Genomic DNA, 22,944 nt, shown 5'->3' with positions numbered 1-22,944 from the left:
GTGTTTGGGAGGGACCGAATTGTCGGAAGTCAGTATGTACGCTTTGCCTGATTACTATGATTGGACGTCGGGCGGCCTGGAAGGTGACACTACGTACTACACTGAACTGGCACAAGCCAGTGGCGGTCCTGTCCTGGAATTGGGGTGTGGCACGGGAAGATGCAGCTTGTCCATTGCCAGGGAAGGGGTGGAAGTGGTCGGTGTTGATCTGTCACCGGAAATGCTGAAGAGAGCACGGGAGAAAGCGGATGCAATGGGATTGAGCGACCGCACCCAGTGGGTGGAAGCCAGTATGACCACATTTGAGTTGAATCGGCGCTTTCCATTGGTGATCATTCCGTATCGCTCCTTCCTGCACTTGATGACGATCAAGGATCAACTGGTCACATTGAAACGCATTCGTCAACATTTGGAGCAGGGCGGTATGCTGGCGTTGGATGTATTTGTCCCATCTTTGGTGGAGCTACATGAGATTGAAGGAAAAAATGTGCATCGGGGGACTTTTCCGATCCCCGGAAGCAAGGATTGTGTAGAGGTGCATGATATTACCGAACACGATCCGTTTCGCCAATGGGTGCATGTCATTCGCTTTTACGAACGCTATGACGGAAGCGGCCGATTGGTGGAGCGACTCCGTACCGTGTTTCAATTGCGCTACATCTTCCCGGCGGAATTGTTCCATCTGCTCCGTTTGGCCGGATTTCAGATTGTGGGCAGATACGGTACATTTCATCGCGGCCCGTTTGATCATCGCAGCACCGAGCTAATCGTCGAAGCGAAGAAAATGGAGACATAACGTGGAAAGGAATCGAGCAGAAACCCGAAACCCCTTGGGCGCTGATAGCTACCCGGCGATCAGCGCCATTCGTTTTTTGCCGACAAACGCTTTATCGAGAATGGTTTCGCTCCGGATAAAACAGGTAAGCAAGCCCGCCCCATAGGGCTGATGCCAGACCGAAACCGAATAGTCCATATCCCCAAGCGGACGGGAATGAGTAATAACCAATCAATAGTAAGCCCACCCCGATGATCCAGGACAGGGAAGCGGGACGATTACGCATGAACTTTCCCTCCTTTTTCGTTCGCTTGACGGAAAAAGTTCAACATTCTTCTCGGCGCGTCAAATGACCAACACATGTTAACATGTTCAGGCTCCATTCTATCCGAGGGTTCGTCCCCCTATGCGAACAGTGGTCATTTTTCCTCGGATTTCGGTACAATAGACAGAGGTGCGATCGAGCGGAAAAGGAGGGAACTTGGATGCAACCAAAGCCCAGGCGCGTGCAGACCCGCAAAATATTGGATACATTGGCCCGTATGTACCCAGATGCCCATTGTGAACTTATCTTTCGTAATCCGTTTGAGCTCTTGATCGCTACGATCCTCTCTGCCCAATCAACGGATCGGCAGGTGAACAAGGTTACGAAAGAGCTGTTTCGGAAATACCCGACTCCCGAAGCATTCCTCACGTTGTCGGAAGAGGATTTGGCTGCAGAAATTCGAGGGCTGGGTCTTTTTCGCAACAAAAGCAAAAACATCCTGAAAACGTGTCGGATTTTGGTGGAACAATACGGGGGAGAAGTGCCAAAAGATCGAAAAGCCCTGGAGGCGTTGCCGGGCGTGGGACGGAAAACCGCCAACGTAGTGTTGTCCAATGCTTTTGGTGTGCCGGCGCTGGCGGTGGACACCCATGTGCAACGCGTCGCCAACCGCTTGGCCATGGCCGACAGCGACAATCCGCTGGAGACTGAACGTCAACTGATGAAGCGGGTGCCGCGGGAGGAATGGTCCATCACCCATCACCGGTTGATCTGGCATGGGCGACGCTTATGTTCGGCGCGGAGTCCGAAGTGTGAGGTTTGTGATTTGCTGCCCTATTGTTGGTACGGAAAAAACCGCTTGAAAGGTAACGCATTGACAAAAACGGCTGACTCCCGTTAGACTATTTATATAGATTATTAAAAGAGAATCTTTTTTCTTGTGGCGGTAAGAAGTGAGGTGGATGGCGATGAACAGTCGCCTGGAACAAGCTGTTGAAAAATTGAAGTCGACCGGTGTGCGCATGACCCCGCAGCGGCATGCCATCTTGGAATTTCTGCTCTCATCGATGAGCCATCCAACCGCCGATGAAATTTATAAATCGCTTGAGGGGAAATTCCCCAACATGAGTGTAGCCACCGTATACAACAACTTGCGGGTCTTCAAGGAAGCGGGACTGGTAAGGGAATTGACCTACGGCGATGCATCCAGCCGGTTTGATGCCAATATGACGGATCACTACCATGTCATCTGCCGGGAGTGTGGAAAGATTACCGATTTCGATTATCCCCCGCTCATCGATGTGGAACGGGAAGCTGCGAAACGCACCGGCTTTCGCGTCGAGTCCCATCGGATGGAAATCTATGGTATCTGCAAGGATTGCCAAAAACACACAGCATGAAAAAAACCTGCGTGTCATTGGGCACGCAGGTTTTTTTGGACTTAAATCCAGACGCTCATGGCGACTAGGAATACATAAATGAAGGCGACCGCTGTCAAGCCCATCAGCCATCGTGTAACCGGCTGATCACGGATGATGGCCACGATGCTGAGAACGGTGAAGATGATGATGGCGATGAGCGCGATCAGATAAAGCAGACTGAAAAACAAGGTGCGGTCCCCCCTATTTCATCACGGCAATGGGAGCAATCCCACCCAGGCGAATTTTCGGTTGAGCTTGGCGATTTCCTGAATGGATGTCCCGGTCATCTCATACAGACTTTTCATCAAGTCATGTTCATGTTTCGTTTGTTTCGCGACGGTGGACGATGGAGGAACCAATCGGCCGTTGGCTCCCTGCAAATGGTTGATTTGATTCATCACGATATAGGTGTTTTGATTGAGCTGATCCAGTCCCGTCACGATTTTTTGCTCACTGATCGTCACCCGGTTCAGGCTTTGGTTCATGTGGGTCAGCATTTGATTGGTACGATCCAATTTGCCGTTCATGATTTCGATCGTATCTGCCGTTTCCCGTAAGGGTTGTAATTGGTGGTTGGTGGTGACGGTCAACGCATGAGCTTTCTTGATGTTTTGATGTACCTCGGCCATGACTTGGTTTGCTGATTTTTGCGTTTCGATCTGCTGAATGGTTCCCCACAATGTAAGCCCCAAGAGGGCCAAATTAATCGTCAGTACAACGACACGTGCCAGCAAATGAAACCCTCCTCCCCGTCAAGGCAACAGCGGTAAGGGCAAAAGGTCCTTTAACCCGTCTCTCAGTGAAGTGGAAGGATCATCCGGTTCGGATGGAGGTTTCGGAATGACCCGTTTGATGATGTCTTCCACCGGTTTGGGGTCCACCAACGGTTTCGATGGAGGCGGTTCATCGTTTCGCGGATCCGGCAAATCGATGCCAAGCTGTTTTTTCAGATAGTCAATCGCTTGCGGAACGAGAGCCACATAACGGAAATTGTGAATCGATTGGTCCAGTTCCGCCAACAGAAGATCCAACCGGTTGTTGAGACTACCGGAAGTATGTGCGACCTGTCCGGTGTTGTCTGCCACCTTCCCCAGGTGCTGAACGACTTGTACCATCTGGTCCGTTAATTGGCCACCGCTGACGGCTACTTGTGTTGTCAGCAGAGCTGTTTGACGTTCCCGAGTCAAAATGGCGTTCATCAGTTCACGGGCACGTACATTTCCCGCCAATTGTTGATCCAACTCATGCTGGATGGATTGGTTGGTGCTCACTTGTTGGGCGAGGAGCTGATCCTGCCGCTTCAGCCCGTCCAAGGTCGAGTTGGCCTTGTTCACTTCCGATGCCAATTTCTCCGTGTCGGTCAACATGCCGTTGGTTCGTTGTACCATGTCCGAGGTCAACCCGAAAATGTTGTAATCCGCCATGTTGGGGAGGACGATTTCATCACTCCATTTGGCCAAAGTGGGGGTTGCGGCGGTCAAGATCGCGGCTATTCCGACACCAAGGGCGATTTTCCATCTGGACAAACGCATGGAGGACATCACCTCCTCATTTCTTCTCCGGAAGGACGGCTGTTTTCTCGTTCATCTTCCGGAGATTTGCGTTGATCTCCCCTTGGATCGACTTCATCGCGCTCAGCGTGTGTACAATTTGTTGATTGGACTGTTGAATGGACTGTAACGTGGCAATGCTGGCGTTGAGTGACGCCTCGATTTGCTTCAGATCCTGGTATGTAGCGCCTGTGTTTGTACCGATGGTGTTTACGCGCTGTGCGATGGAGGCGACCACTTGGTCGAGCTCAGTCAGTTCCCGGTTCAAACCGCTGGTATTACGCTGAATCTGAGTTACCTTGGCGTTCAACCGGTTGGTTTGTTCACGTAACTGTGCGATCGTAGCTAACTGGTCGTTCATCTTCTTCGATTTGGCTGCGGATGAGATCAGTTCCGTCTTCAGGCGTTTGGAGTTTTCGGCGATCTCCTTTTGCATCGACAATTGCAGCCAGGTATTACCCGCAATCACCGCGAGCAACAATGTGATGATCAGGGTGGTTACTTTGAATGTTTTCATTTTAAACTCACCCCGGGTGTCTTTTTGTTCATCTCTCGCGTCGATTGCAGGATATCCTCCATGTGTTGCCGGTCGGCGGCTGCTGTCGCTCTCATCTGCTTCAACATTTGGTCCAGTTGCTGCATATAGGGGGACAGTTCTTGCAAAGAGGAGCTGATGGCCTGGATTTTTTGCTTGGAGTTGTTGGAGTATCCCAGCATGCCGTCATTAAGCCGCAGGCTGTCTGCGTTGTAATCCACCACCGTCGTCAACAGGGTCAGCGTCTGATCGGTTTTGACAATGGTAGCGTTTAGACCCCTGTCAATTCGCTGAACGGTGCGAACCATATGTGCCAGCTCGCCGTTTTTGTCGATGATCGCCGCTTGAACTTGATTCAATTGCTGAATGGATTGCAGGTTGTCCTCTAACCCGGAATGGATCCGTTTGAGATGCTGCGTCATCGTGATGCCGTTGATCAAGACACCGCTCAGGAGGAGAATCCCCAAGATCGAGATAAATTTTCGAATCAATCGAATTCCTCCTTACGGTAAGGAGTTGGCGGCTTTCTCGCTTTTGTCCGCCGCTGCGCTCAACTTGCGCTCCATCTCTAGGTTGTAAGACAAGGCTGATTGCAGTTTGGACTTGGTATCCAGGGTGATGGCTCGCAATCTTTGGACTTCACTCACTTGCTTGTTTGCAGAGGCGGATATCAAATTCATTTTGCTGTGCAAAAACCGGCTCAATCGGTTCAGGTTCTGGCTCAGCACCACTTGTTGGCCCGTCACGGTCCGCATGTCCCCCAAGATCATACCCTGATCGCCTAATCCTTGATATACGAGGGACAGTTTGTTACTCACATTCATTGTTTTGTTCGATTTCTCATTGATCCCTTTTAATGCGTTTAAGATATTGGCATTAACGGTACCCAGTTTCGTGTTGTTTTGATTGATTTGCTCCAACATGCCGTTCAGATCATATTGTGGAGGTATATGATGCAATGAGTCCGTGTCCAACTTCGACATGTCGGGTAACGTTACACTTTTCGGAGGCTGAGGCAATCGGGGGCCATCACTGAACAACGGCAGTGATATCGTTAACCCGAACGCGATCACCGTTGCCACCACGGCGACCAAATAACGCACGCGGAGCTGACACCTCCTTTATCGGATTAAAACCATAACCACTTGACGACGAAACCGGCCACGATTCCGGTCAGAATTCCGATCAAAACCGGTGGACTGAACACATGCCTCAACAACGTAACCGTATCGGCCATCACACTGACCCAACTACTATTTTGCATCGCTTTCTTTCTCATGTCCATGACTCCATTGGTTGGAATATGATTTGAAGGTGTTGTCACTATGGAACTTTCCGCTTGCGACCATGTGTCTGTATGCCGTTCGTCGGTCGACCATACTTTGGAGAAACGGTCGGTCAACGAGGCAGCGTGCTCCGTATGTCCGACATTGTCCGCGGTGGAAGCCGCCACTTCCTCTGCCGGTATGTCTTCATACAACCCGGCGATAACGGAAGCATATCGTTGTTCCACCTGTTTGGTGCGCACTTTCAACGTGGGAGTGAGCTCACCCGCTTCCAGTGTGAACGGTCGGGACAGCAGCGCGAACTTTTTGGGACGTTCAAACGGGGCAAAATCCGCTGTCAAACGCTGAATCTCCCGTTCGATCAATTCCCGTGTACCGGGTGCTTTCGCGATTTCTTCATCCGTGCGTGCCCCCCATTTGTTCGCGAGCGGGCGGATCGCCTCAAATTCCGGAACGATGAGGGCGGAGACATATTTGCGTTTGTGGCCCACCAGAACCGCTTGCTGGATGTAGCGGCTGGAACACAATGCGTTTTCGACAGGTTGGGGAGCTACATTTTTTCCGGTGGACAACACCAGGATGTTCTTTTTACGGTCCACGAGTCGGATATAACCATCTTCGTCGAATTCCGCGATGTCTCCTGTATGCAACCAACCGTTTTCCACCGTTTTGGCCGTTTCTTCCGGTTGGCCGTAATACCCCATCATCACGCTGGGGCTTTTGACCAACAGTTCCCCGTCTTCAGCCAACCGCACTTCCGTCTGCGGCAACGGTTTTCCGACGCTACCCGGTTTGGGACGTATTAACGGGTTGCACGCGATCACCGGAGAACACTCCGTCATGCCGTACCCTTCGATGATGGGAAGGCCGATGAGTGTGAAGAACCGTGCCACATTGGGATCCAAAGCGGCACCGCCCGATACCAGCATGCGCAATCTTCCGCCTGTTTGGGCGTGAATCTTGGAAAAAACCAGCTTTCTCGCCATCAGGTATTTCCTCTCCAGTGAAAGGGGAACCGGCCATCCGTGTTCACCATTGGTCAGTTTTAAGCGTTCTTCGGATACGCTTAATGCCCATCGGAAAATCCGGCGGCGAAGAAAGGAGCTATTTTCCACCCGGTCCAGGATGCGCTGATGCATCTTTTCGAACAAACGAGGCACACTGATCAAAACAGTCGGTTTTACTTCAACCAAATTTTGTGGGATCGTCTCCATGCTTTCCGCGTAAGCGATGGTGCCCCCAACCGCCATGGGAATAAATTGACCGCATGTTCGCTCAAAAATGTGGGAAAGCGGTAAAAAAGACAAGGATATGTCGCGTGAACTGACTGGAACGAAATACTGATTTTCCTCCACATTGGTCAACAGATTGCCGTGAGAGAGCATCACCCCCTTTGGATCGCCCGTTGTACCGGATGTATGGACGATGGTGGCCAGATCTTCCCGTTTCAGTTGTTGCCAGCCCCAACGATCCACTTTGACATTTTCGGACTCACCTCGCCTCAGGACGGATGAAAACGTCGTGGCCAGAGGGTGGGTGGATCGGTCCTTCACGACGATAACCGACCGAACTTGCTTTGGCCATTCATGAACGCGATCTACCATCTCGGCCGTTTCCATGATGACACATTCGACATCGGCATTCTCCAAGATGAAACGGATTTGTTTGCCCGTCAGCGTAGGGTAAATCGGGACTGAAACTGCTCCCAGGCTCATGATGGCAAAATCGCTGACCAGCCAATGCGGACCGTTGGTGGAGCAAATTGCCACCTTGGATCCGGATTGCACTCCCAGGCTGCGGAGACCGAAGGCCATGTGCCGGATCGTTTCCCACAGCTGGGCATAGGACCAACCTCGATAGTGACCGTCTTCTTTCCATAACAAAGCATTTTTGTTTGGATAACGTTTGACGGTTCGGTACAACATGTCCACGAGGTTCTGAGGCTTCACGGGAGCGTCCTCCTTCCGGTGATACCGAAATGATCTCCTCATGAATCAACATATTCGCGACATTGCGAAGATAGAGGACCTAAAATGAAATGTGAGGAATAAGAGATGTGGATGTCGATAAGTTTCACTGCAGTTTCGGTAATCGGATCATGTAATCGCTTTCAAATAAACCGGGGATCCATCCTCGTTCTACCAAGTGTTACACACATTATACCGAGGTTCAACTCGGAAAAGAATAATATTTAGAAAAAATATAACAAAAGTAATATGCGCAAAGAAAAGCCCGGGCGGGCTTAGGATGTATCAGGTGATTTCATTTCACTTGATGATTGTTTATGTTAGAGGCAAGAGGAACCGTGATTATGTGGCGGATTCGGATGATTCCGTTTCGGAACCGGAAACCGCATTGGCTGAATGAGTTGATTTCTTTGGAGCATGGGCGGGATCTAGCGAAAGATATACCTTGCAATAGGGACATTGGTCAACTTTGCCGAGAATTTTGGTCATTCGGCCGCACTTGGGGCATTCCACCTGAACGGCCTGCAACGACAAGATGCCGATCCAAAAGTATAGACCCACACTGGAGAAGATGACTAGAATCCCCAAGAATAAGAAGAATACCATCCATCCCGGCCAGACAAAGCCAAAGTACATGACGCCGATGCCGAGAAAGGTGAGTAACAAAGCCAGGGTCCGCACTTTATTGATCTTGCTTGCCCATATCATGATTGCCGCCTCCTTTGTCAAAATTGAGTATACCATTTCCGGTTTCACACTGCCAAAACGGTTTTATCTATAATGAAGTAATGCCGGTTGTATGAAACACAGTCTAATCCATTATGAATCCAAATAATTCCTTGTTCATTCGAAGAAAAAAATCCTTGACTTCATATTTGGAGGGTGCTATAGTATCTATTGTCGCCGCGCGAGAGCGCGGGAGGATGAAAGCGAGATAGCGAGAAGCGATCGAGCGGCGTTCCTTGAAAACTGAAGAGTGGAGGAAGGACTCGTCAGTTCTTCTTGAGTGATATTTTTAGGAGAGTTTGATCCTGGCTCAGGATGAACGCTGGCGGCGTGCCTAATACATGCAAGTCGAGCGGGTGAAGCTGACAGATCCCTTCGGGGTGACGTTGGTGGATCCAGCGGCGAACGGGTGAGTAACACGTGGGCAACCTGCCCGCAAGACCGGGATAACTCCGGGAAACCGGAGCTAATACCGGATAGGACCTTAGCCCGCATGGGCTGGGGTGGAAAGGCGGCTTCGGCTGTCACTTGCGGATGGGCCCGCGGCGCATTAGCTAGTTGGTGAGGTAACGGCTCACCAAGGCGACGATGCGTAGCCGACCTGAGAGGGTGACCGGCCACACTGGGACTGAGACACGGCCCAGACTCCTACGGGAGGCAGCAGTAGGGAATTTTCCGCAATGGGCGAAAGCCTGACGGAGCAACGCCGCGTGAGCGAAGACGGCCTTCGGGTTGTAAAGCTCTGTTCTCCGGGAAGAACGGCGGAAGGGCGAATAGCTCTTTCGAGTGACGGTACCGGAGGAGAAAGCCCCGGCTAACTACGTGCCAGCAGCCGCGGTAATACGTAGGGGGCGAGCGTTATCCGGAATTACTGGGCGTAAAGCGCGCGCAGGCGGCCTGTTAAGTCGGGTGTGAAAGACCACGGCTCAACCGTGGGGGTGCATCCGAAACTGGCAGGCTTGAGTGCAGGAGAGGGGAGCGGAATTCCCGGTGTAGCGGTGGAATGCGTAGAGATCGGGAGGAACACCAGTGGCGAAGGCGGCTCTCTGGCCTGTAACTGACGCTGAGGCGCGAAAGCGTGGGGAGCAAACAGGATTAGATACCCTGGTAGTCCACGCCGTAAACGATGAGTGCTAGGTGTTGGGGGCGTCATGCCCTCTGTGCCGAAGGTAACCCAATAAGCACTCCGCCTGGGGAGTACGGCCGCAAGGCTGAAACTCAAAGGAATTGACGGGGGCCCGCACAAGCGGTGGAGCATGTGGTTTAATTCGAAGCAACGCGAAGAACCTTACCAGGGCTTGACATCCCGCTGACCGGTGCAGAGATGCACCTTCCCTTCGGGGCAGCGGTGACAGGTGGTGCATGGTTGTCGTCAGCTCGTGTCGTGAGATGTTGGGTTCAGTCCCGCAACGAGCGCAACCCCTATCGCTAGTTGCCAGCACTTCGGGTGGGCACTCTAGCGAGACAGCCGGTGAAAGCCGGAGGAAGGTGGGGATGACGTCAAATCATCATGCCCCTTATGTCCTGGGCTACACACGTGCTACAATGGCCAGTACAAAGGGCAGCGAACCCGCGAGGGGGAGCCAATCCCAAAAAGCTGGTCTCAGTTCGGATCGCAGGCTGCAACTCGCCTGCGTGAAGCCGGAATCGCTAGTAATCGCGGATCAGCATGCCGCGGTGAATACGTTCCCGGGCCTTGTACACACCGCCCGTCACACCACGAGAGTCTGCAACACCCGAAGTCGGTGAGGTAACCCGCAAGGGAGCCAGCCGCCGAAGGTGGGGCAGATGATTGGGGTGAAGTCGTAACAAGGTATCCCTACCGGAAGGTGGGGATGGATCACCTCCTTTCTACGGAGCTTTCAAGCGAAACGACTAAACGGTGTTTGTGCTGGCGAGTCTGAAATCCACTCCTCAGTTTTCAGGGAATGCCGTAGAAAAACACCCGAGGTATCCACCCGGGTGTCAGGACTGCTGACATTTGTCAGCAGTCTTTTTTTGTCTTTGTTTACAATTTGAAAACCAACCGCGCCTTCGCTTGGGCTTTTTCCACTTCTTCAAAGGCTTCATGCACCTGATGAAGGTGGCGGGTTTCGGCAATGACTTTTGTCCGTCCGGCCGCGTGCAATTGGAACGTTTCCTCCAGATCGGTACGGGTGCCGACGATGGAGCCGATTACCTGGATACCGTTGAGGACGGTCTCAAAAATGGGCAACTTTACGTGGTTGTCCGCCGGCAGTGCAACGAAGACGAGGCGGGCGCCACGACGCAGGGAATTATAAGCCTGTTCAAATGCTTTGGGGGCGACAGCCACACTGATGGCCGCATCGGCTCCACCCAGCTTCTTGATTTCTTCTACAGGGTCTTGGGTGCGGGCGTTCACCACATAGTCCGCTCCCAACTCCTTGGCCAGCTTCAGTTTCTCATCAAACAAGTCCACAGCTACCACCGTCGCACCTGCCACTTTTGCATACTGCAAAGCCAGGTGACCCAGCCCGCCGATGCCGAAGATGGCCACGAGATCGGAAGGACGGGCGCCGGACATTTTTACCGCTTTGTAAGTGGTCACACCCGCACAGGTCAATGGAGCCGCATCCATCGGGCTGACATTGTCGGGTACCTTCGCGATGTGTTTGGCGTAACCAATAGCGTATTCGGCGTGAGTACCGTCAATCGAGTAACCGGTGTTCAACTGGGATTCGCAAAGTGTTTCCCATCCGGAATTGCAGTATTCACACATTCCGCATGCGTAACCCAGCCAGGGGAGGGCCACACGGTCCCCTTCCTTGATCCCTTTGACGCCCTTTCCGACAGCTTCCACAATCCCGATTCCTTCGTGCCCCGGAATAAAAGGCAGTTTCGGTTTAATCGGCCAGTCCCCTTTAGCCGCGTGGATATCGGTGTGGCACAATCCTGACGTTTCGATTTTCACGCGAACCTGACCCTCTCCCGGTTCCGGAATATCCACCTCCTCGATATGAATGGGTTCATGGAAGTTCCGTACCACCGCTGCGAGCATTTTTTTAGCCAACTTTTTACTCACCCCTTGAAAAATAATTGAAGGCGTTTTCAACAAAAGATATGAGCAATCATTGTGCCAACACAAAATAACCAAGATTTTGGGGACTCCAGTACGATTGGCGATGTTCACGTGACAATACATTGTTTTCATTTGGTACAGCCTTCAATAACGCATTTGGATTATAATAAGAATTGAAGAGATTCAGATGGCGTTCCACTTTTGGGGAAAAAAGATAGGGAGGTGAATAATTAATGCAATTTTCGAAAATAAAAGAAGAAACAATATCCTTGATCAGATCCTGGGATCGCAGCAAGTCATTTGGAGTGGACCCGCTTTATGTCGATAACGACCTGTTGACAGGCGGAGAGTTGGAAGATCGCAAAGATCGTCTCCACGATTTGTTTCACACATCGTCGTCCGTATTGGACAACCTGTATAAGCAACTGAAAGATACCCCTTTTATGATTCTCATTTCCGATGCGGATGGTTATATTCTCAAATCATGGGGGAACTCTCCTTTTATTGATCGGGCGCGAAAGGTTTGGTTGGATGCCGGGGCCAATTGGCACGAAAAAGTGAAGGGAACCAATGCCATCGGGACGGCTCTCGTTGAAAAAAAGCCCATCAGCGTTGTCGGAGAACAGCATTACTGTCAGGAGAACCATTTTTTGTGCTGCTATGCCGCTCCCCTCTATTCTCCAACAGGGGAATTGTTGGGTGTATTGGATGTGAGTGGAGATGTCCGTCATCATCAGGCTCACACCATGGGAATGGTGATCGCGGCTGCCCAAGCGTGCCAAGCCCATCTTCTGCTGGAAAGTGCGAAGCGGGAATTGACCCTCTGTATTCAGGAAACGGATACGATTATTGATGGGTACGGTCAACCCCTCATCTCGGTAGATCGTGACGGGATGATCACTCGAATCAACCAAGATGCGGCCAGGATCTTGGGTCTGCCTTCTGAGAAGTGCATCGGTCAGCACTTGTCCCGTTGGTTTAGCCAGAAGGATACTGATGAGATTCTCTCGGCAAAGGGTCCATCATTTGTTGAGCCAAAATTGAAAGCGGATTCATCAGGCGGGGAAAAAATCAAAAAGTGGATTGTACGTCCTGTTCGAGATCAGCGGGATCGGGTGATACGTACCGTGTTAAGTCCGAAGCCGTTGGAGAGAAAAGAACAGATACAAAAAGTGAATGTGCAGGAAGTGAAGGAGCAAAGCCCCACACGAGAAAGCGGCATCATCTGCAACTGTCCCAAAGCCAAAGAGGTGTTCCGCCTCGCGTCGGTGGTGGCACCAACCGATGCCACCATACTCATTCAGGGGGAGACCGGCACGGGCAAGGAAGTAATCGCACAGTCGATTCACCGGACTAGCGGCCGTTCCGGTCCTTTGGTGGTCGTCAACTGTGCTGCAATCCCGGAATCCCTCATTGAATCGGAGCTGTTCGGTTATGAAAAAGGGGCTTTCACCGGGGCAAAGAGCGAAGGCCACCAAGGGAAGTTTGAGGCGGCGGACGGGGGAACCCTCTTTCTGGATGAGATTGGGGAACTGTCCTTAGCCTCTCAAGCTGCTCTACTGCGTGTGTTGGAGGAGAAACGGGTGACAAGAATCGGTTCCCATCGCTCCAAGCCGGTGAATGTCCGCATCATCGCCGCCACCAACCGGACATTGTCCAAAGAGGTGGAGGAAAACCGGTTTCGGGCAGATTTGTATTATCGCCTTTGTGAAATTGAGCTCTTTTTGCCTCCACTCCGGGAGCGCTCGGATCTTTTTGACTTGGCGGAGCATTTTCTGGGACAGATGGCCAAGGAACTGGGAGTTCCCCACATCTCTCTGGATCAAGTGGCTCGTGAGAAAATCGCCGGGTACAGTTGGCCGGGCAACATCCGGGAACTCCGACAGGTACTCCGTCAGGCGGCGTACCAGGCGTGCCTTTTGCGCCGGACCTCTACGATTACGGTACAGGATATCTCACTGCCCAGGGAAAAGGGTCTCCATTCTACCATCCATTCCAAATCGGGGTTTTGGAACCAACAAGAAGAGGAAACGATCAAAATGGCGATCCAAAAAACCCGGGGAAATCTGTCGGAAGCAGCCCGCCTCCTCGGGATCAGCCGCACGACCTTGTATCGGAAGCTGAATCAGTATCCCCAAGTCCGGGAGATGAGGAAGAGGGTTTTGAAAAGTTAAGAGAGAGCGCTTTCGTCTCTCTAATGAATGGAGAGATGAAAGCGCTCCGGTCATTATGAAAGCATTTCGTCTTAGCGTCAATGTGAAAATGATGAAACCGCCTCATGTTCCAAGGTAGCTTAAAATCCATATGTCGTTGACTGTGAGATGCGTCGTGCATATCTAGGTTTTCACCCTTTTAAAATATGGTAAATAAGAAGAAGTAACACATTATTTGAAACAGTCCGGGAGGAGTTGGCTAGTAACTTACCATGAAAGTCAGCAAGGGGGTTCCGCATGAAAGATCGTTACCAAAAGCTCGAAGAATATAAAGAGACAATGGATAAGGGTTTTAAAAGCATTCGTATCGAGTTGGAGAAAATTCGTCATGAGATAGAACACTTCAAGATCAACCCCAATATTCATAAAGCCGGGGCCGGGTCAAATTTATCAAAGTCGATGGGAATAGATCGAAATCATGGGATCAAGGGGAACGGGAAAAGTTGAACTGAAGAGTGAGAGCCGAACCTTGGGCCTTCAGCACAAGGGAGCAGTCACCACACAGAAAGAGCCCAGCACTTAGTGCTGGGCAACATTCACAATGTCACAAATCGATTCCAGTCTTTGGCTATTCGGTGTTGATTAAATATCCCTAGTTTTGATGCTTTGGGGGCATCACGAGCAGGGCATCACCGGTTGGACGTTCCTGGCCGTCCGAAGGATGATTGCGAAGACCGTCAGGACCGACAAAAGTCGAAGAGCCACCGCCGTCCAGATTTACAGCATCAGTAACACCGAGGCTTTTCATCAGTGCTACTTCTTCCTTGAAATTGAGCCCCGTTGCTACACCTGGAATACGTCCGTCAGCCACCACAATGATGATCTTGCCGTCAGGTGTAGTGCCGGCGATCGTTCTAGGGTGCCGACGTACGCCGAAGTTGTAGTAGAAAGGGCTCTCCGACCAATGGAACCCTTCTGCGTATGCATCAACGACAGGCCTGCCGTCTTTAAGCAGTATTGGACCACCGCTGACAATATTGATATTCTTGTTGAGTTTCAGGTGCTCACCCTCTGCATTCTTGACCGACTGTTTGATGTACAACTTTGATCCGACTTTTGCGTGAAGGCGTAACCAGTCAGCACCTTTCCCAGTGCCCTGCAGCATGATTCCTTCTTCGGGGATCACTCCACCACGTTGTTCGGCTACCGCGATCACTTTTCCTTCCTTATCTAGAGTTACCTGCACCCCGGGTCCAGCATCTGCTATCCGACCGTAGTCCCGGGTAAAGTAGACGATCTCATCCGGGTCAGTACATAAGAAGTCATGTTTGGGATGATTGGTTGGTGTATCGTCGATGCCGCCACAGTTCAAGATAAGACCAGGCTTACGATTGATTCCGTCAATCATTGTCGATGATCCGTCAGAGGAATGAACTGATAGCTCGGTTGACAGTTTTTCTACTCTAGCTCCACGACCATTAGGACTGGTCAAAACAAAGCTGCCGGTATTGTTCACCGCTTCACTGATGAGACGCCCGTTCACAACAGAGAGGCCAGCAACGTCCCCAGGTGTGCCATCGGTATCCCGCATCACGAAATAGCTAGCGTTTGTACCAATTGACGCACCGGTACGACGGACAATGGATGATACTGTTTCGCTGCCAATCCCGTCCGGCGTTGCGAGAGCAACTTTCAGTTCACCGCGGTAATATTTCGGATCAATTGTTAAAATCCGGATTTCCCACGGACCGGTTGTAGGTCCACCATCCTCGGCACTAAACTGTACAGAGCTCTTTTCGCCAATGACTTGACCGTTATCCAGCCGGACGCCCGCCTGTTTGATCTTCTCAGCCATTGCCAATGCAGAAGGTTTATCTGAAAAGAAACCTACACGGACGCGATAACCCAATGGACCGGTAGCAGGATCGTCAGGTGCACGTTCGTTTAGCGTCTCAATACGTGAGTCGAATCCGGCCTTCTTCAGCGCGACGTTAATGTTGTCAGCCGTCTCCTTGTCGTTGACGGTCGCTACGGTTACAGTAAAAAACGCGTGAGTGTCAGGGTACCCCCGGTAGACGGTAGTAATCGTCACTCCAGGAACAGGATGTTCAACCGTACGCCGCTCAGGTAATTCAGGAGAGCCAATGGGAAGCTTTTCCGAGAAATGACTCGGCTCCGTGTTAGGTTGTGCTGCCAGTGAATTGGATTCAAAAGCAGTGCTTGTACTTGCAACGAATATTGCTAAGATGACAATCACTAACTTTTTGCTCCATTTCCTCTTCTCAAACATGCTATCCCCCCTTATCTCTCAGTTCCTCATGATAATCAGGATGTGTGAATCGACATTTAACCTTCTGTAACGTTTCTACACAGACGGGCAGTTCGAATTGATGAATCAAAGCCATTTGACCACACCCCTAGACATCGCTGCGGACGATTTGATCATTGCCGCAATTTCCCCCTATTCAGCTCCTTACCCTAACATGCGGTCGGAACGACAGTCGTGCGGGCTTTGGAAACCGTCCCCCCCCTGTGGATTTGCGGAAGAGAGAACAGGATGGACCCAATTGACGATTGATCAGGATTATACATTGCGGATCACGGACGATTTGTTGACCGGGTTTCACGAAACTGGAAGCAAGTCACTTGGATCTGTTATCGGCTTTTATCCGGCCGGATCATTTGAACCGTGCCTATTTGGAAGCGGTGGAACTCGGATATATGTGGGCATGAATTTGATTGTTTGATGAGAACACCCCGTTTCGTGTGGAACGGGGTGAATTTTTTCTGTTTGGGTATTCTACATGAAGGGGAAAAAAGCTGACGGAAGAGGATTCGCGTTATTGCAGGTCCATTCATCTCGTGTGATGATGAGATCATGCCATTAGTGAAAGCCCGTGTGGTCGAGGTTGAAGAAAGTGATCAGCCTGTCGCCTTATTTATTAATGAAGCGATTTTTAGACACCCGATCCGGAAAATAATTCCTCGAAAAAAGTGCTTGATTCGATGTGAGAGCTGTGCTATATTATTATTCGTCACGACGAAACTGCTGAGAAATCAGCGGAAATTGCGGTTGCACCTTGAAAATTGGATACGGGAGAGTCAAGCATTCACAGGTAGCGAGTCCTGAGGAGAAGCTAGTAAGGGCGCACGGTGGATGCCTTGGCGCCAGGAGCCGATGAAGGGCGGGGCGAACACCGATATGCCTCGGGGAGCTGTAAGCGAGCGTTGATCCGAGGATTCCCGAATGGGGCAACCCACCAGTCCGACGAGGGCTGGTACCGCCACCTGAACACATAGGGTGGACGGGGGCACACCGGGGGAACTGAAACATCTTAGTACCCCGAGGAGAAGAAAGCAACAGCGATTCCCTGAGTAGCGGCGAGCGAAAGGGGAACAGCCCAAACCGTCGGGTTTTGCCCGGCGGGGTTGTGGGGCGTCTCACATGGAGTGATAAAAGGCGAGGGTAGACGAAGTGACCTGGAACGGTCCGCCATAGGAGGTAACAGCCCTGTAGTCGAAACCTTCGCCTCTCCGAGACGGACCCCGAGTACCGCGGGACACGTGAAATCCCGTGGGAAGCAGGGAGGACCACCTCCCAAGGCTAAATACTCCCTGGCGACCGATAGCGAACCAGTACCGTGAGGGAAAGGTGAAAAGCACCCCGGGAGGGGAGTGAAAGAGAACCTGAAACCGTGTGCCTACAAGCAGTCGGAGCGTCCTTGGGGCGTGACGGCGTGCCTTTTGTAGAATGAACCGGCGAGTGACGGTCACGTGCGAGGTTAAGGCGAGAAGCCGGAGCCGTAGCGAAAGCGAGTCTGAACAGGGCGAATGAGTACGTGGTCGTCGACCCGAAACCGGGTGATCTACCCATGTCCAGGGTGAAGTTGAGGTAACACTCAATGGAGGCCCGAACCCACTGGTGTTGAAAAACCAGGGGATGAGGTGTGGGTAGGGGTGAAATGCCAATCGAACTCGGAGATAGCTGGTTCTCCCCGAAATAGCTTTAGGGCTAGCCTCGGAGGATGAGTGACGGAGGTAGAGCACTGATTGGGCTAGGGGCCCTTCCCGGGTTACCGAACTCAGTCAAACTCCGAATGCCGTTTACTTTACTCCGGGAGTCAGACTACGAGTGCTAAGATCCGTGGTCAAGAGGGAAACAGCCCAGACCACCAGCTAAGGTCCCCAAGTGTCCGTTAAGTGGAAAAGGATGTGGGGTTGCCGAGACAACCAGGATGTTGGCTTAGAAGCAGCCATCATTTAAAGAGTGCGTAATAGCTCACTGGTCAAGTGACCCTGCGCCGAAAATGTAACGGGGCTAAACGGACCACCGAAGCTGTGGGTGTATCGGAAGATACGCGGTAGGGGAGCGTTCCCAGGGCGTCGAAGCTGTGCCGGAAGGCATGGTGGAGCGCTGGGAAGTGAGAATGCCGGTGTGAGTAACGAAAAGAGGGGTGAGAATCCCCTCCGCCGTAAGCCTAAGGTTTCCTGAGGAAGGCTCGTCCGCTCAGGGTAAGTCGGGACCTAAGCCGAGGCCGAAAGGCGTAGGCGATGGACAACAGGTTGATATTCCTGTACCACCTCCACTCCGTTTGAGCGAAGGGGGGACGCAGGAGGGTAGGGGATCGCGCGATTGGAAGTGCGCGTCCAAGCGGTAAGGCTGATCGGATAGGCAAATCCGTCCGGTCATAAGGCTGAGCCGTGATGGCGAGGGAAATTGAAGTACCGAAGTCCCTGATCCCACACTGCCAAGAAAAGCCTCTAGCGAGGAGTGAGGTGCCCGTACCGCAAACCGACACAGGTAGGCGAGGAGAGAATCCTCAGGCGCGCGGGATAACTCTCGTTAAGGAACTCGGCAAAATGACCCCGTAACTTCGGGAGAAGGGGTGCCTCGGTAGGGTTAACAGCCCGAGGAGGTCGCAGTGAAGAGGCCCAAGCGACTGTTTAGCAAAAACACAGGTCTCTGCTAAGCCGTAAGGCGAAGTATAGGGGCTGACGCCTGCCCGGTGCTGGAAGGTTAAGGGGAAGGGTTAGCCGAAAGGCGAAGCTCTGAACCGAAGCCCCAGTAAACGGCGGCCGTAACTATAACGGTCCTAAGGTAGCGAAATTCCTTGTCGGGTAAGTTCCGACCCGCACGAAAGGCGTAACGACTTGGGCGCTGTCTCAACGAGAGACCCGGTGAAATCGTAGTACCTGTGAAGATGCAGGTTACCCGCGGCAAGACGGAAAGACCCCGTGGAGCTTTACTGCAGCCTGATATTGAATCTAGGTACAGCTTGTACAGGATAGGTGGGAGCCTGAGAAGCCGGAGCGCCAGCTTCGGTGGAGGCGCCGGTGGGATACCACTCTGGCTGTACCGGGGTTCTAACTCGCAGCCGTGATCCGGCTGGAGGACCGTGTCAGGTGGGCAGTTTGACTGGGGCGGTCGCCTCCTAAAAGGTAACGGAGGCGCCCAAAGGTTCCCTCAGCGCGGTTGGAAATCGCGCCTAAGAGTGTAAAGGCAGAAGGGAGCTTGACTGCGAGACCTACAAGTCGAGCAGGGACGAAAGTCGGGCTTAGTGATCCGGTGGTTCCGAGTGGAAGGGCCATCGCTCAACGGATAAAAGCTACCCCGGGGATAACAGGCTAATCTCCCCCAAGAGTCCACATCGACGGGGAGGTTTGGCACCTCGATGTCGGCTCATCGCATCCTGGGGCTGAAGTCGGTCCCAAGGGTTGGGCTGTTCGCCCATTAAAGCGGTACGCGAGCTGGGTTCAGAACGTCGTGAGACAGTTCGGTCCCTATCTGCCGCGGGCGTAGGAAATCTGAGAGGAGCTGTCCTTAGTACGAGAGGACCGGGATGGACGCACCGCTGGTGTACCAGTTGTGTCGCCAGATGCATCGCTGGGTAGCCAAGTGCGGACGGGATAAGCGCTGAAAGCATCTAAGCGCGAAGCCCCCCTCAAGATGAGATTTCCCATCCCCTCGTGGGAGTAAGACCCCTTGTAGATGACGAGGTAGATCGGTCCGAGGTGTAAGCGCAGTAATGCGTTGAGCTGACGGATACGAATCGGTCGAGGGCTTCCCCTCACTCGCAAGTGAATGCAGACGATCCCGTAACCAATTTTGAAGGTGTAACCAAACACCATATCCTGTCTGGTGGTGATAGCGGAGGGGAACCACCCGTTCCCATTCCGAACACGGAAGTTAAGCCCTCCAGCGCCGATGGTACTTGGGGCGGGAGCCCCTGGGAGAGTAGGACGCTGCCAGGCAGGTTTTCTCCTCTATAGGCAACGCGGAGAGGTGTCCGAGCTGGCCGAAGGAGCACGATTGGAAATCGTGTAGGCGGGCAAAACCCGCCTCGAGGGTTCGAATCCCTCCCTCTCCGCCATTTTCATGCCGACTTCTGGATTACAGGAGTCTTTTTTCAACAATTTGAAAACGAGGAATCCGGTTGACGGATCCCCCTTCACTATGTTAGGATAAATTTCGCCTTGGTTCGGTAGCTCAGTTGGTAGAGCAGAGGACTGAAAATCCTCGTGTCGGCGGTTCGATTCCGTCCCGAACCACCATTATGCCGATGTAGCTCAATTGGTAGAGCAACTGACTTGTAATCAGTAGGTTGGAGGTTCGAGTCCTCTCATCGGCACCACGGGTAGTGGAGGGGCGTAGTTTAATGGCAGAACAGAGGTCTCCAAAACCTCCAGTGTGGGTTCGATTCCTACCGCCCCTGCCAATTAATCCCGGAATCCGTTTTGAATCCGGGTTTCAAGCTCTCGAAGCGCCGATTGTGCTCTGTCGATCCATTTCTCATCGACAGGAGCGTCTTTAACGGCCGGTTCTTGGAACTGGTCGATCAAGCCGGAAAAGACACCGGTATTGACACGATCATCCGGTCCGGCTTGGAATTCGTGACGCAGCACAAAAGGCCGGCCGAGCTTGACGGTGGCGTTGGGGTCACCGATTCGCCCTTTGACGGAGGAAACGGGAACGCGCAGGTAAGATTGATGCGCATCCGATTCCCGGTCTAGGGCCTTGTCAAAGTAACCGTGGTCATATTCATACGCACCGCCCAATTGGAATCCTTCTTTATCAAGCAGGGATTCCACGTCGGCAAAACGTCCCTGTACGTTTTCGATGATGGGTGAGTGTAGTGGGATCATGGATACCCCTCCTTTCAAAATAGTGTGCGACAGGATACTGTCGATCATACGACAAGGCGGCATAGCCAAGTGGTAAGGCAGAGGACTGCAAATCCTTTATCCCCGGTTCGAATCCGGGTGCCGCCTCCAAAATCTAGAAAAAAATTTCTTCGAAAAAAGGGTTGACATCATGAACAAGCTATAATAAAATAAATGATGTCGCCGCTGATTGAAGGACAAAAAACAAAACACGCGGACGTGGCGGAATTGGCAGACGCGCAAGATTCAGGATCTTGTGGTCGCAAGACCGTGGGGGTTCAAGTCCCTTCGTCCGCACCAACCATGTGCCCTTAGCTCAGCTGGATAGAGCGTCTGACTACGAATCAGAAGGTCGGGAGTTCGAATCTCTCAGGGCACGCCAAAGAACCACCATCCGCATGGATGGTGGTTTTTCCTTTCTTGGAAACAATCTGCTGACACGGGTTTTAACCACTGCATGATTCCGGGTGCGCTGTTTTCCCTTTTGCTCAAAGGTTGCTCATGGGTAACCCAATATCCTGTCGAGTGAGGAGTGGGTACGGGAAATAGCAGCCGGGGTCTGGATTTCCCACAGCGGCTACCTACTTCAAACGATTTCGATCTCATCGCTTGTTCAATTACCATCCACACTTTCGGATCTTCCGTTCCGATATACCAGTGGGTTACACCCCCGATATTGGGATATCGCTGAATGATGACATCCAGTTTGGCTTTGTAGCTGATGGTGTCCTGGAAATATCCTGTCTGAGTTTTACCATCTCGTCGATTCACCAGATAAGGTTCATGGTTTGCATCGCGCCGGAGGGGCCATCCATTTTGAAGCAGCACTTGTGCTGAGGAATAGGTTAAAGGATCTGGCGATGTCCGATCTGTCTTCCAAAGTTGGCCGACCCACGGAAAAACCACTTGGATTTTGTCCACCGGTATTTGAGTGACTGCAAAATCGAGAACTTTTACCAACCACGTGAGCGGGGTTCCGGGCCCCGGCTTTTTTAAGCTGTAGTTAAAAGTCATGATATTCACTTTGTCTGCATATCGGCCGAGATGTGCCCAGTCCTGAGCGATCTGCCCGGACCAATCTCCCGGTTCCCGGGTTTTGGGAAAGACGGAGATGTGAAGTTGTTTTCGTTTGGCGTGCAAATTCCGGGCGACAAGCACGACAAAGTCGGACAAGCGCTCTCGGTCCTGGGCGAGCAACGGCTCCAAGTTTAATTCCACACCGTCGATTCGTTGTTGCTCGGCCCATTGTACGATTTGTTTCGTCAAAAAACGTCGTCGGTCTGCCGTTTCCAGCCAGTAATGCAGACGCTTGGGATCCCACCCGTTTCCCAAAGAAAAGATGATTTGGATCCGATGTTGTCGCACCAGTGTCAGGGCTTTTTCGTTCTCTTTCGCCGAAGGAATGAGACCGATGGTGCCGTTCTGTTTTATTTCGTACCAAACGAAATATGCTGTGTCTATGGAGTCAGTATGTCGCTGAAAGGAAGTGGTGGCGGCATTCGTTTGCCAATACGGTACATAAACGGCCACCTTGGACCGGATGGACGGAACCGGCCGGTTGGCGGTCGGCGGAGCGACAACAGGTGGTGACGGGTGGGGCCTCCCGGCTTGGTCTGATGGGGTATGCTGATCGGTTGAATGCCAACGGTTATGTTTAGGTGGTACCGGCTGTTTTGCATCAGGGTAGGGAGAAGGGCCAGACTCCGCGTCTGTTTCTCCCCATTCATCCTCTCCTTCCCAACCGTACGGATCATCATCGTCGCTGGCAAACGGCTGAGTTGAAGACGGATCAGAAGGGTTTTGCTGTGGTTTCGTCACTTTCACCAGAGGGGCCCACCGGTTGACGGCGTATAGAATTCCCGCACTTGACGTGCCTGTAATCAACATAAACAGCAAAACGGTCCAAGTGGTAAATGACAAACCCCGCCACTGCCACGATCGTTTCTCCGGTTGTTTTTCGGGTGAAGATGGCGGTTTCGGTTTTCGATATAAATCATAATGATTCCGCATGGTCCTCTCCTCCTGAAAAATGGGTACATGCCCATCATAATGAAACGGCTCTGTG

18 protein-coding genes, 7 tRNA genes and 3 rRNA genes are annotated in these 22,944 nt (G+C 52.0%); 15 read left to right on the top strand and 13 right to left on the bottom strand.

Annotation, left to right across the window (positions count from 1 at the left end):
* The first annotated feature begins 19 nt into the window (after window positions 1–19).
* Entirely contained in the window at window positions 20–796 is a 777-nt protein-coding gene (locus tag KI215_RS13375) for a class I SAM-dependent methyltransferase (RefSeq protein WP_246512121.1), read from the top strand.
* A 91-nt stretch (window positions 797–887) separates the two neighbouring features.
* Here the strand turns inward: KI215_RS13375 and KI215_RS13370 are convergent, their stop codons facing one another.
* Window positions 888–1,061, bottom strand: coding sequence for a hypothetical protein (locus KI215_RS13370; RefSeq protein ID WP_212773198.1), 174 nt, complete (start codon window positions 1,059–1,061; stop codon window positions 888–890).
* A 199-nt stretch (window positions 1,062–1,260) separates the two neighbouring features.
* Between KI215_RS13370 and nth the strand changes: the two genes are divergently transcribed.
* Window positions 1,261–1,941, top strand: coding sequence for an endonuclease III (nth, locus tag KI215_RS13365; RefSeq protein WP_212773197.1), 681 nt, complete (start codon window positions 1,261–1,263; stop codon window positions 1,939–1,941).
* Window positions 1,942–2,008: 67 nt separating this feature from the next.
* The gene (gene perR / locus KI215_RS13360; protein WP_420830136.1) at window positions 2,009–2,440 is read left to right on the top strand and encodes a peroxide-responsive transcriptional repressor PerR; all 432 of its coding nucleotides are present in this window, start codon (window positions 2,009–2,011) and stop codon (window positions 2,438–2,440) included.
* 41 nt (window positions 2,441–2,481) lie between these two features.
* On the opposite strand, the gene KI215_RS13355 is transcribed toward perR, so the two are convergent.
* The 8 genes from KI215_RS13355 to KI215_RS13320 form a co-directional block, all read right to left on the bottom strand.
* The gene (locus KI215_RS13355; protein ID WP_212773195.1) at window positions 2,482–2,649 is read right to left on the bottom strand and encodes a hypothetical protein; all 168 of its coding nucleotides are present in this window, start codon (window positions 2,647–2,649) and stop codon (window positions 2,482–2,484) included.
* Between the two features lie 21 nt (window positions 2,650–2,670).
* Window positions 2,671–3,195: a hypothetical protein gene (locus KI215_RS13350; RefSeq protein ID WP_212773194.1), complete on the bottom strand. Its 525-nt coding sequence runs from the start codon at window positions 3,193–3,195 to the stop codon at window positions 2,671–2,673.
* An 18-nt stretch (window positions 3,196–3,213) separates the two neighbouring features.
* Window positions 3,214–3,993, bottom strand: a complete 780-nt coding sequence (locus KI215_RS13345; RefSeq protein ID WP_212773193.1) for a hypothetical protein — start codon at window positions 3,991–3,993, stop codon at window positions 3,214–3,216.
* Between the two features lie 16 nt (window positions 3,994–4,009).
* A complete protein-coding gene (locus KI215_RS13340; protein ID WP_212773192.1) occupies window positions 4,010–4,528 on the bottom strand; it encodes a hypothetical protein in 519 nt (172 codons plus the stop codon).
* The gene (locus tag KI215_RS13335; RefSeq protein ID WP_212773191.1) at window positions 4,525–5,037 is read right to left on the bottom strand and encodes a hypothetical protein; all 513 of its coding nucleotides are present in this window, start codon (window positions 5,035–5,037) and stop codon (window positions 4,525–4,527) included. The genes KI215_RS13340 and KI215_RS13335 overlap by 4 nt, the downstream gene beginning before the upstream one ends.
* Window positions 5,038–5,049: 12 nt before the next feature.
* Window positions 5,050–5,649 carry a hypothetical protein gene (locus KI215_RS13330; protein ID WP_212773190.1) on the bottom strand — a complete coding sequence of 200 codons (600 nt, stop codon included), beginning with the start codon at window positions 5,647–5,649 and terminating at the stop codon, window positions 5,050–5,052.
* 26 nt (window positions 5,650–5,675) lie between these two features.
* Window positions 5,676–7,781 carry an AMP-dependent synthetase/ligase gene (locus KI215_RS13325; RefSeq protein ID WP_212773189.1) on the bottom strand — a complete coding sequence of 702 codons (2,106 nt, stop codon included), beginning with the start codon at window positions 7,779–7,781 and terminating at the stop codon, window positions 5,676–5,678.
* 360 nt (window positions 7,782–8,141) lie between these two features.
* Window positions 8,142–8,507, bottom strand: a complete 366-nt coding sequence (locus KI215_RS13320; RefSeq protein ID WP_212773188.1) for a DUF2614 family zinc ribbon-containing protein — start codon at window positions 8,505–8,507, stop codon at window positions 8,142–8,144.
* 305 nt (window positions 8,508–8,812) lie between these two features.
* Here KI215_RS13320 and KI215_RS13315 point away from each other — a divergent pair.
* Window positions 8,813–10,376, top strand: a 16S ribosomal RNA gene (locus KI215_RS13315).
* Between the two features lie 157 nt (window positions 10,377–10,533).
* Here the strand turns inward: KI215_RS13315 and adhP are convergent.
* A complete protein-coding gene (gene adhP / locus KI215_RS13310; protein WP_212775201.1) occupies window positions 10,534–11,544 on the bottom strand; it encodes an alcohol dehydrogenase AdhP in 1,011 nt (336 codons plus the stop codon).
* 290 nt (window positions 11,545–11,834) lie between these two features.
* Between adhP and KI215_RS13305 the strand changes: the two genes are divergently transcribed.
* Together KI215_RS13305 and KI215_RS13300 are read left to right on the top strand one after the other, a co-directional pair.
* Entirely contained in the window at window positions 11,835–13,739 is a 1,905-nt protein-coding gene (locus tag KI215_RS13305) for a sigma-54-dependent Fis family transcriptional regulator (RefSeq protein ID WP_212773187.1), read from the top strand.
* A 276-nt stretch (window positions 13,740–14,015) separates the two neighbouring features.
* Window positions 14,016–14,225, top strand: a complete 210-nt coding sequence (locus KI215_RS13300) for a hypothetical protein (RefSeq protein WP_212773186.1) — start codon at window positions 14,016–14,018, stop codon at window positions 14,223–14,225.
* Window positions 14,226–14,370: 145 nt separating this feature from the next.
* Here the strand turns inward: KI215_RS13300 and KI215_RS13295 are convergent, their stop codons facing one another.
* Window positions 14,371–16,008, bottom strand: coding sequence for a phosphodiester glycosidase family protein (locus KI215_RS13295; RefSeq protein WP_212773185.1), 1,638 nt, complete (start codon window positions 16,006–16,008; stop codon window positions 14,371–14,373).
* A gap of 840 nt (window positions 16,009–16,848) precedes the next feature.
* Between KI215_RS13295 and KI215_RS13290 the strand changes: the two genes are divergently transcribed.
* The 6 genes from KI215_RS13290 to KI215_RS13265 all read left to right on the top strand — a co-directional run bounded on the left by KI215_RS13290 (window position 16,849) and on the right by KI215_RS13265 (window position 20,434).
* Window positions 16,849–19,788, top strand: a 23S ribosomal RNA gene (locus tag KI215_RS13290).
* Between the two features lie 65 nt (window positions 19,789–19,853).
* Window positions 19,854–19,970: ribosomal RNA gene (gene rrf, locus KI215_RS13285) — 5S ribosomal RNA — on the top strand.
* Between the two features lie 25 nt (window positions 19,971–19,995).
* Window positions 19,996–20,089: transfer RNA gene (locus KI215_RS13280), tRNA-Ser, on the top strand.
* Between the two features lie 105 nt (window positions 20,090–20,194).
* Window positions 20,195–20,270, top strand: a tRNA-Phe gene (locus KI215_RS13275).
* A gap of 4 nt (window positions 20,271–20,274) precedes the next feature.
* Window positions 20,275–20,350 (top strand) — tRNA-Thr (locus tag KI215_RS13270).
* 10 nt (window positions 20,351–20,360) lie between these two features.
* A tRNA-Trp gene (locus KI215_RS13265) sits at window positions 20,361–20,434 on the top strand.
* Window position 20,435: 1 nt separating this feature from the next.
* On the opposite strand, the gene KI215_RS13260 is transcribed toward KI215_RS13265, so the two are convergent.
* Complete coding sequence (locus tag KI215_RS13260) at window positions 20,436–20,861, bottom strand: YugN family protein (RefSeq protein WP_212773184.1); 426 nt, start codon at window positions 20,859–20,861, stop codon at window positions 20,436–20,438.
* Window positions 20,862–20,916: 55 nt separating this feature from the next.
* On the opposite strand from KI215_RS13260, the gene KI215_RS13255 reads away from it, so the two are divergent.
* The 3 genes from KI215_RS13255 to KI215_RS13245 all read left to right on the top strand — a co-directional run bounded on the left by KI215_RS13255 (window position 20,917) and on the right by KI215_RS13245 (window position 21,261).
* Window positions 20,917–20,990, top strand: a tRNA-Cys gene (locus tag KI215_RS13255).
* A 102-nt stretch (window positions 20,991–21,092) separates the two neighbouring features.
* Window positions 21,093–21,179 (top strand) — tRNA-Leu (locus KI215_RS13250).
* Between the two features lie 5 nt (window positions 21,180–21,184).
* Window positions 21,185–21,261, top strand: a tRNA-Arg gene (locus KI215_RS13245).
* Here the strand turns inward: KI215_RS13245 and KI215_RS13240 are convergent.
* On the bottom strand, window positions 21,249–22,889 hold the full coding sequence (locus KI215_RS13240) for a glycosyl hydrolase family 18 protein (protein WP_212773183.1): 1,641 nt from the start codon (window positions 22,887–22,889) through the stop codon (window positions 21,249–21,251). The two genes, KI215_RS13245 and KI215_RS13240, sit on opposite strands and share 13 nt — an antisense overlap.
* Between the last annotated feature and the right edge of the window lie 55 nt (window positions 22,890–22,944).

It is taken from the genome of Polycladomyces abyssicola (assembly GCF_018326425.1).
GTDB lineage: Bacteria > Bacillota > Bacilli > Thermoactinomycetales > JIR-001 > Polycladomyces > Polycladomyces abyssicola.
This window is presented reverse-complemented; position numbering and strand designations above follow the sequence as displayed.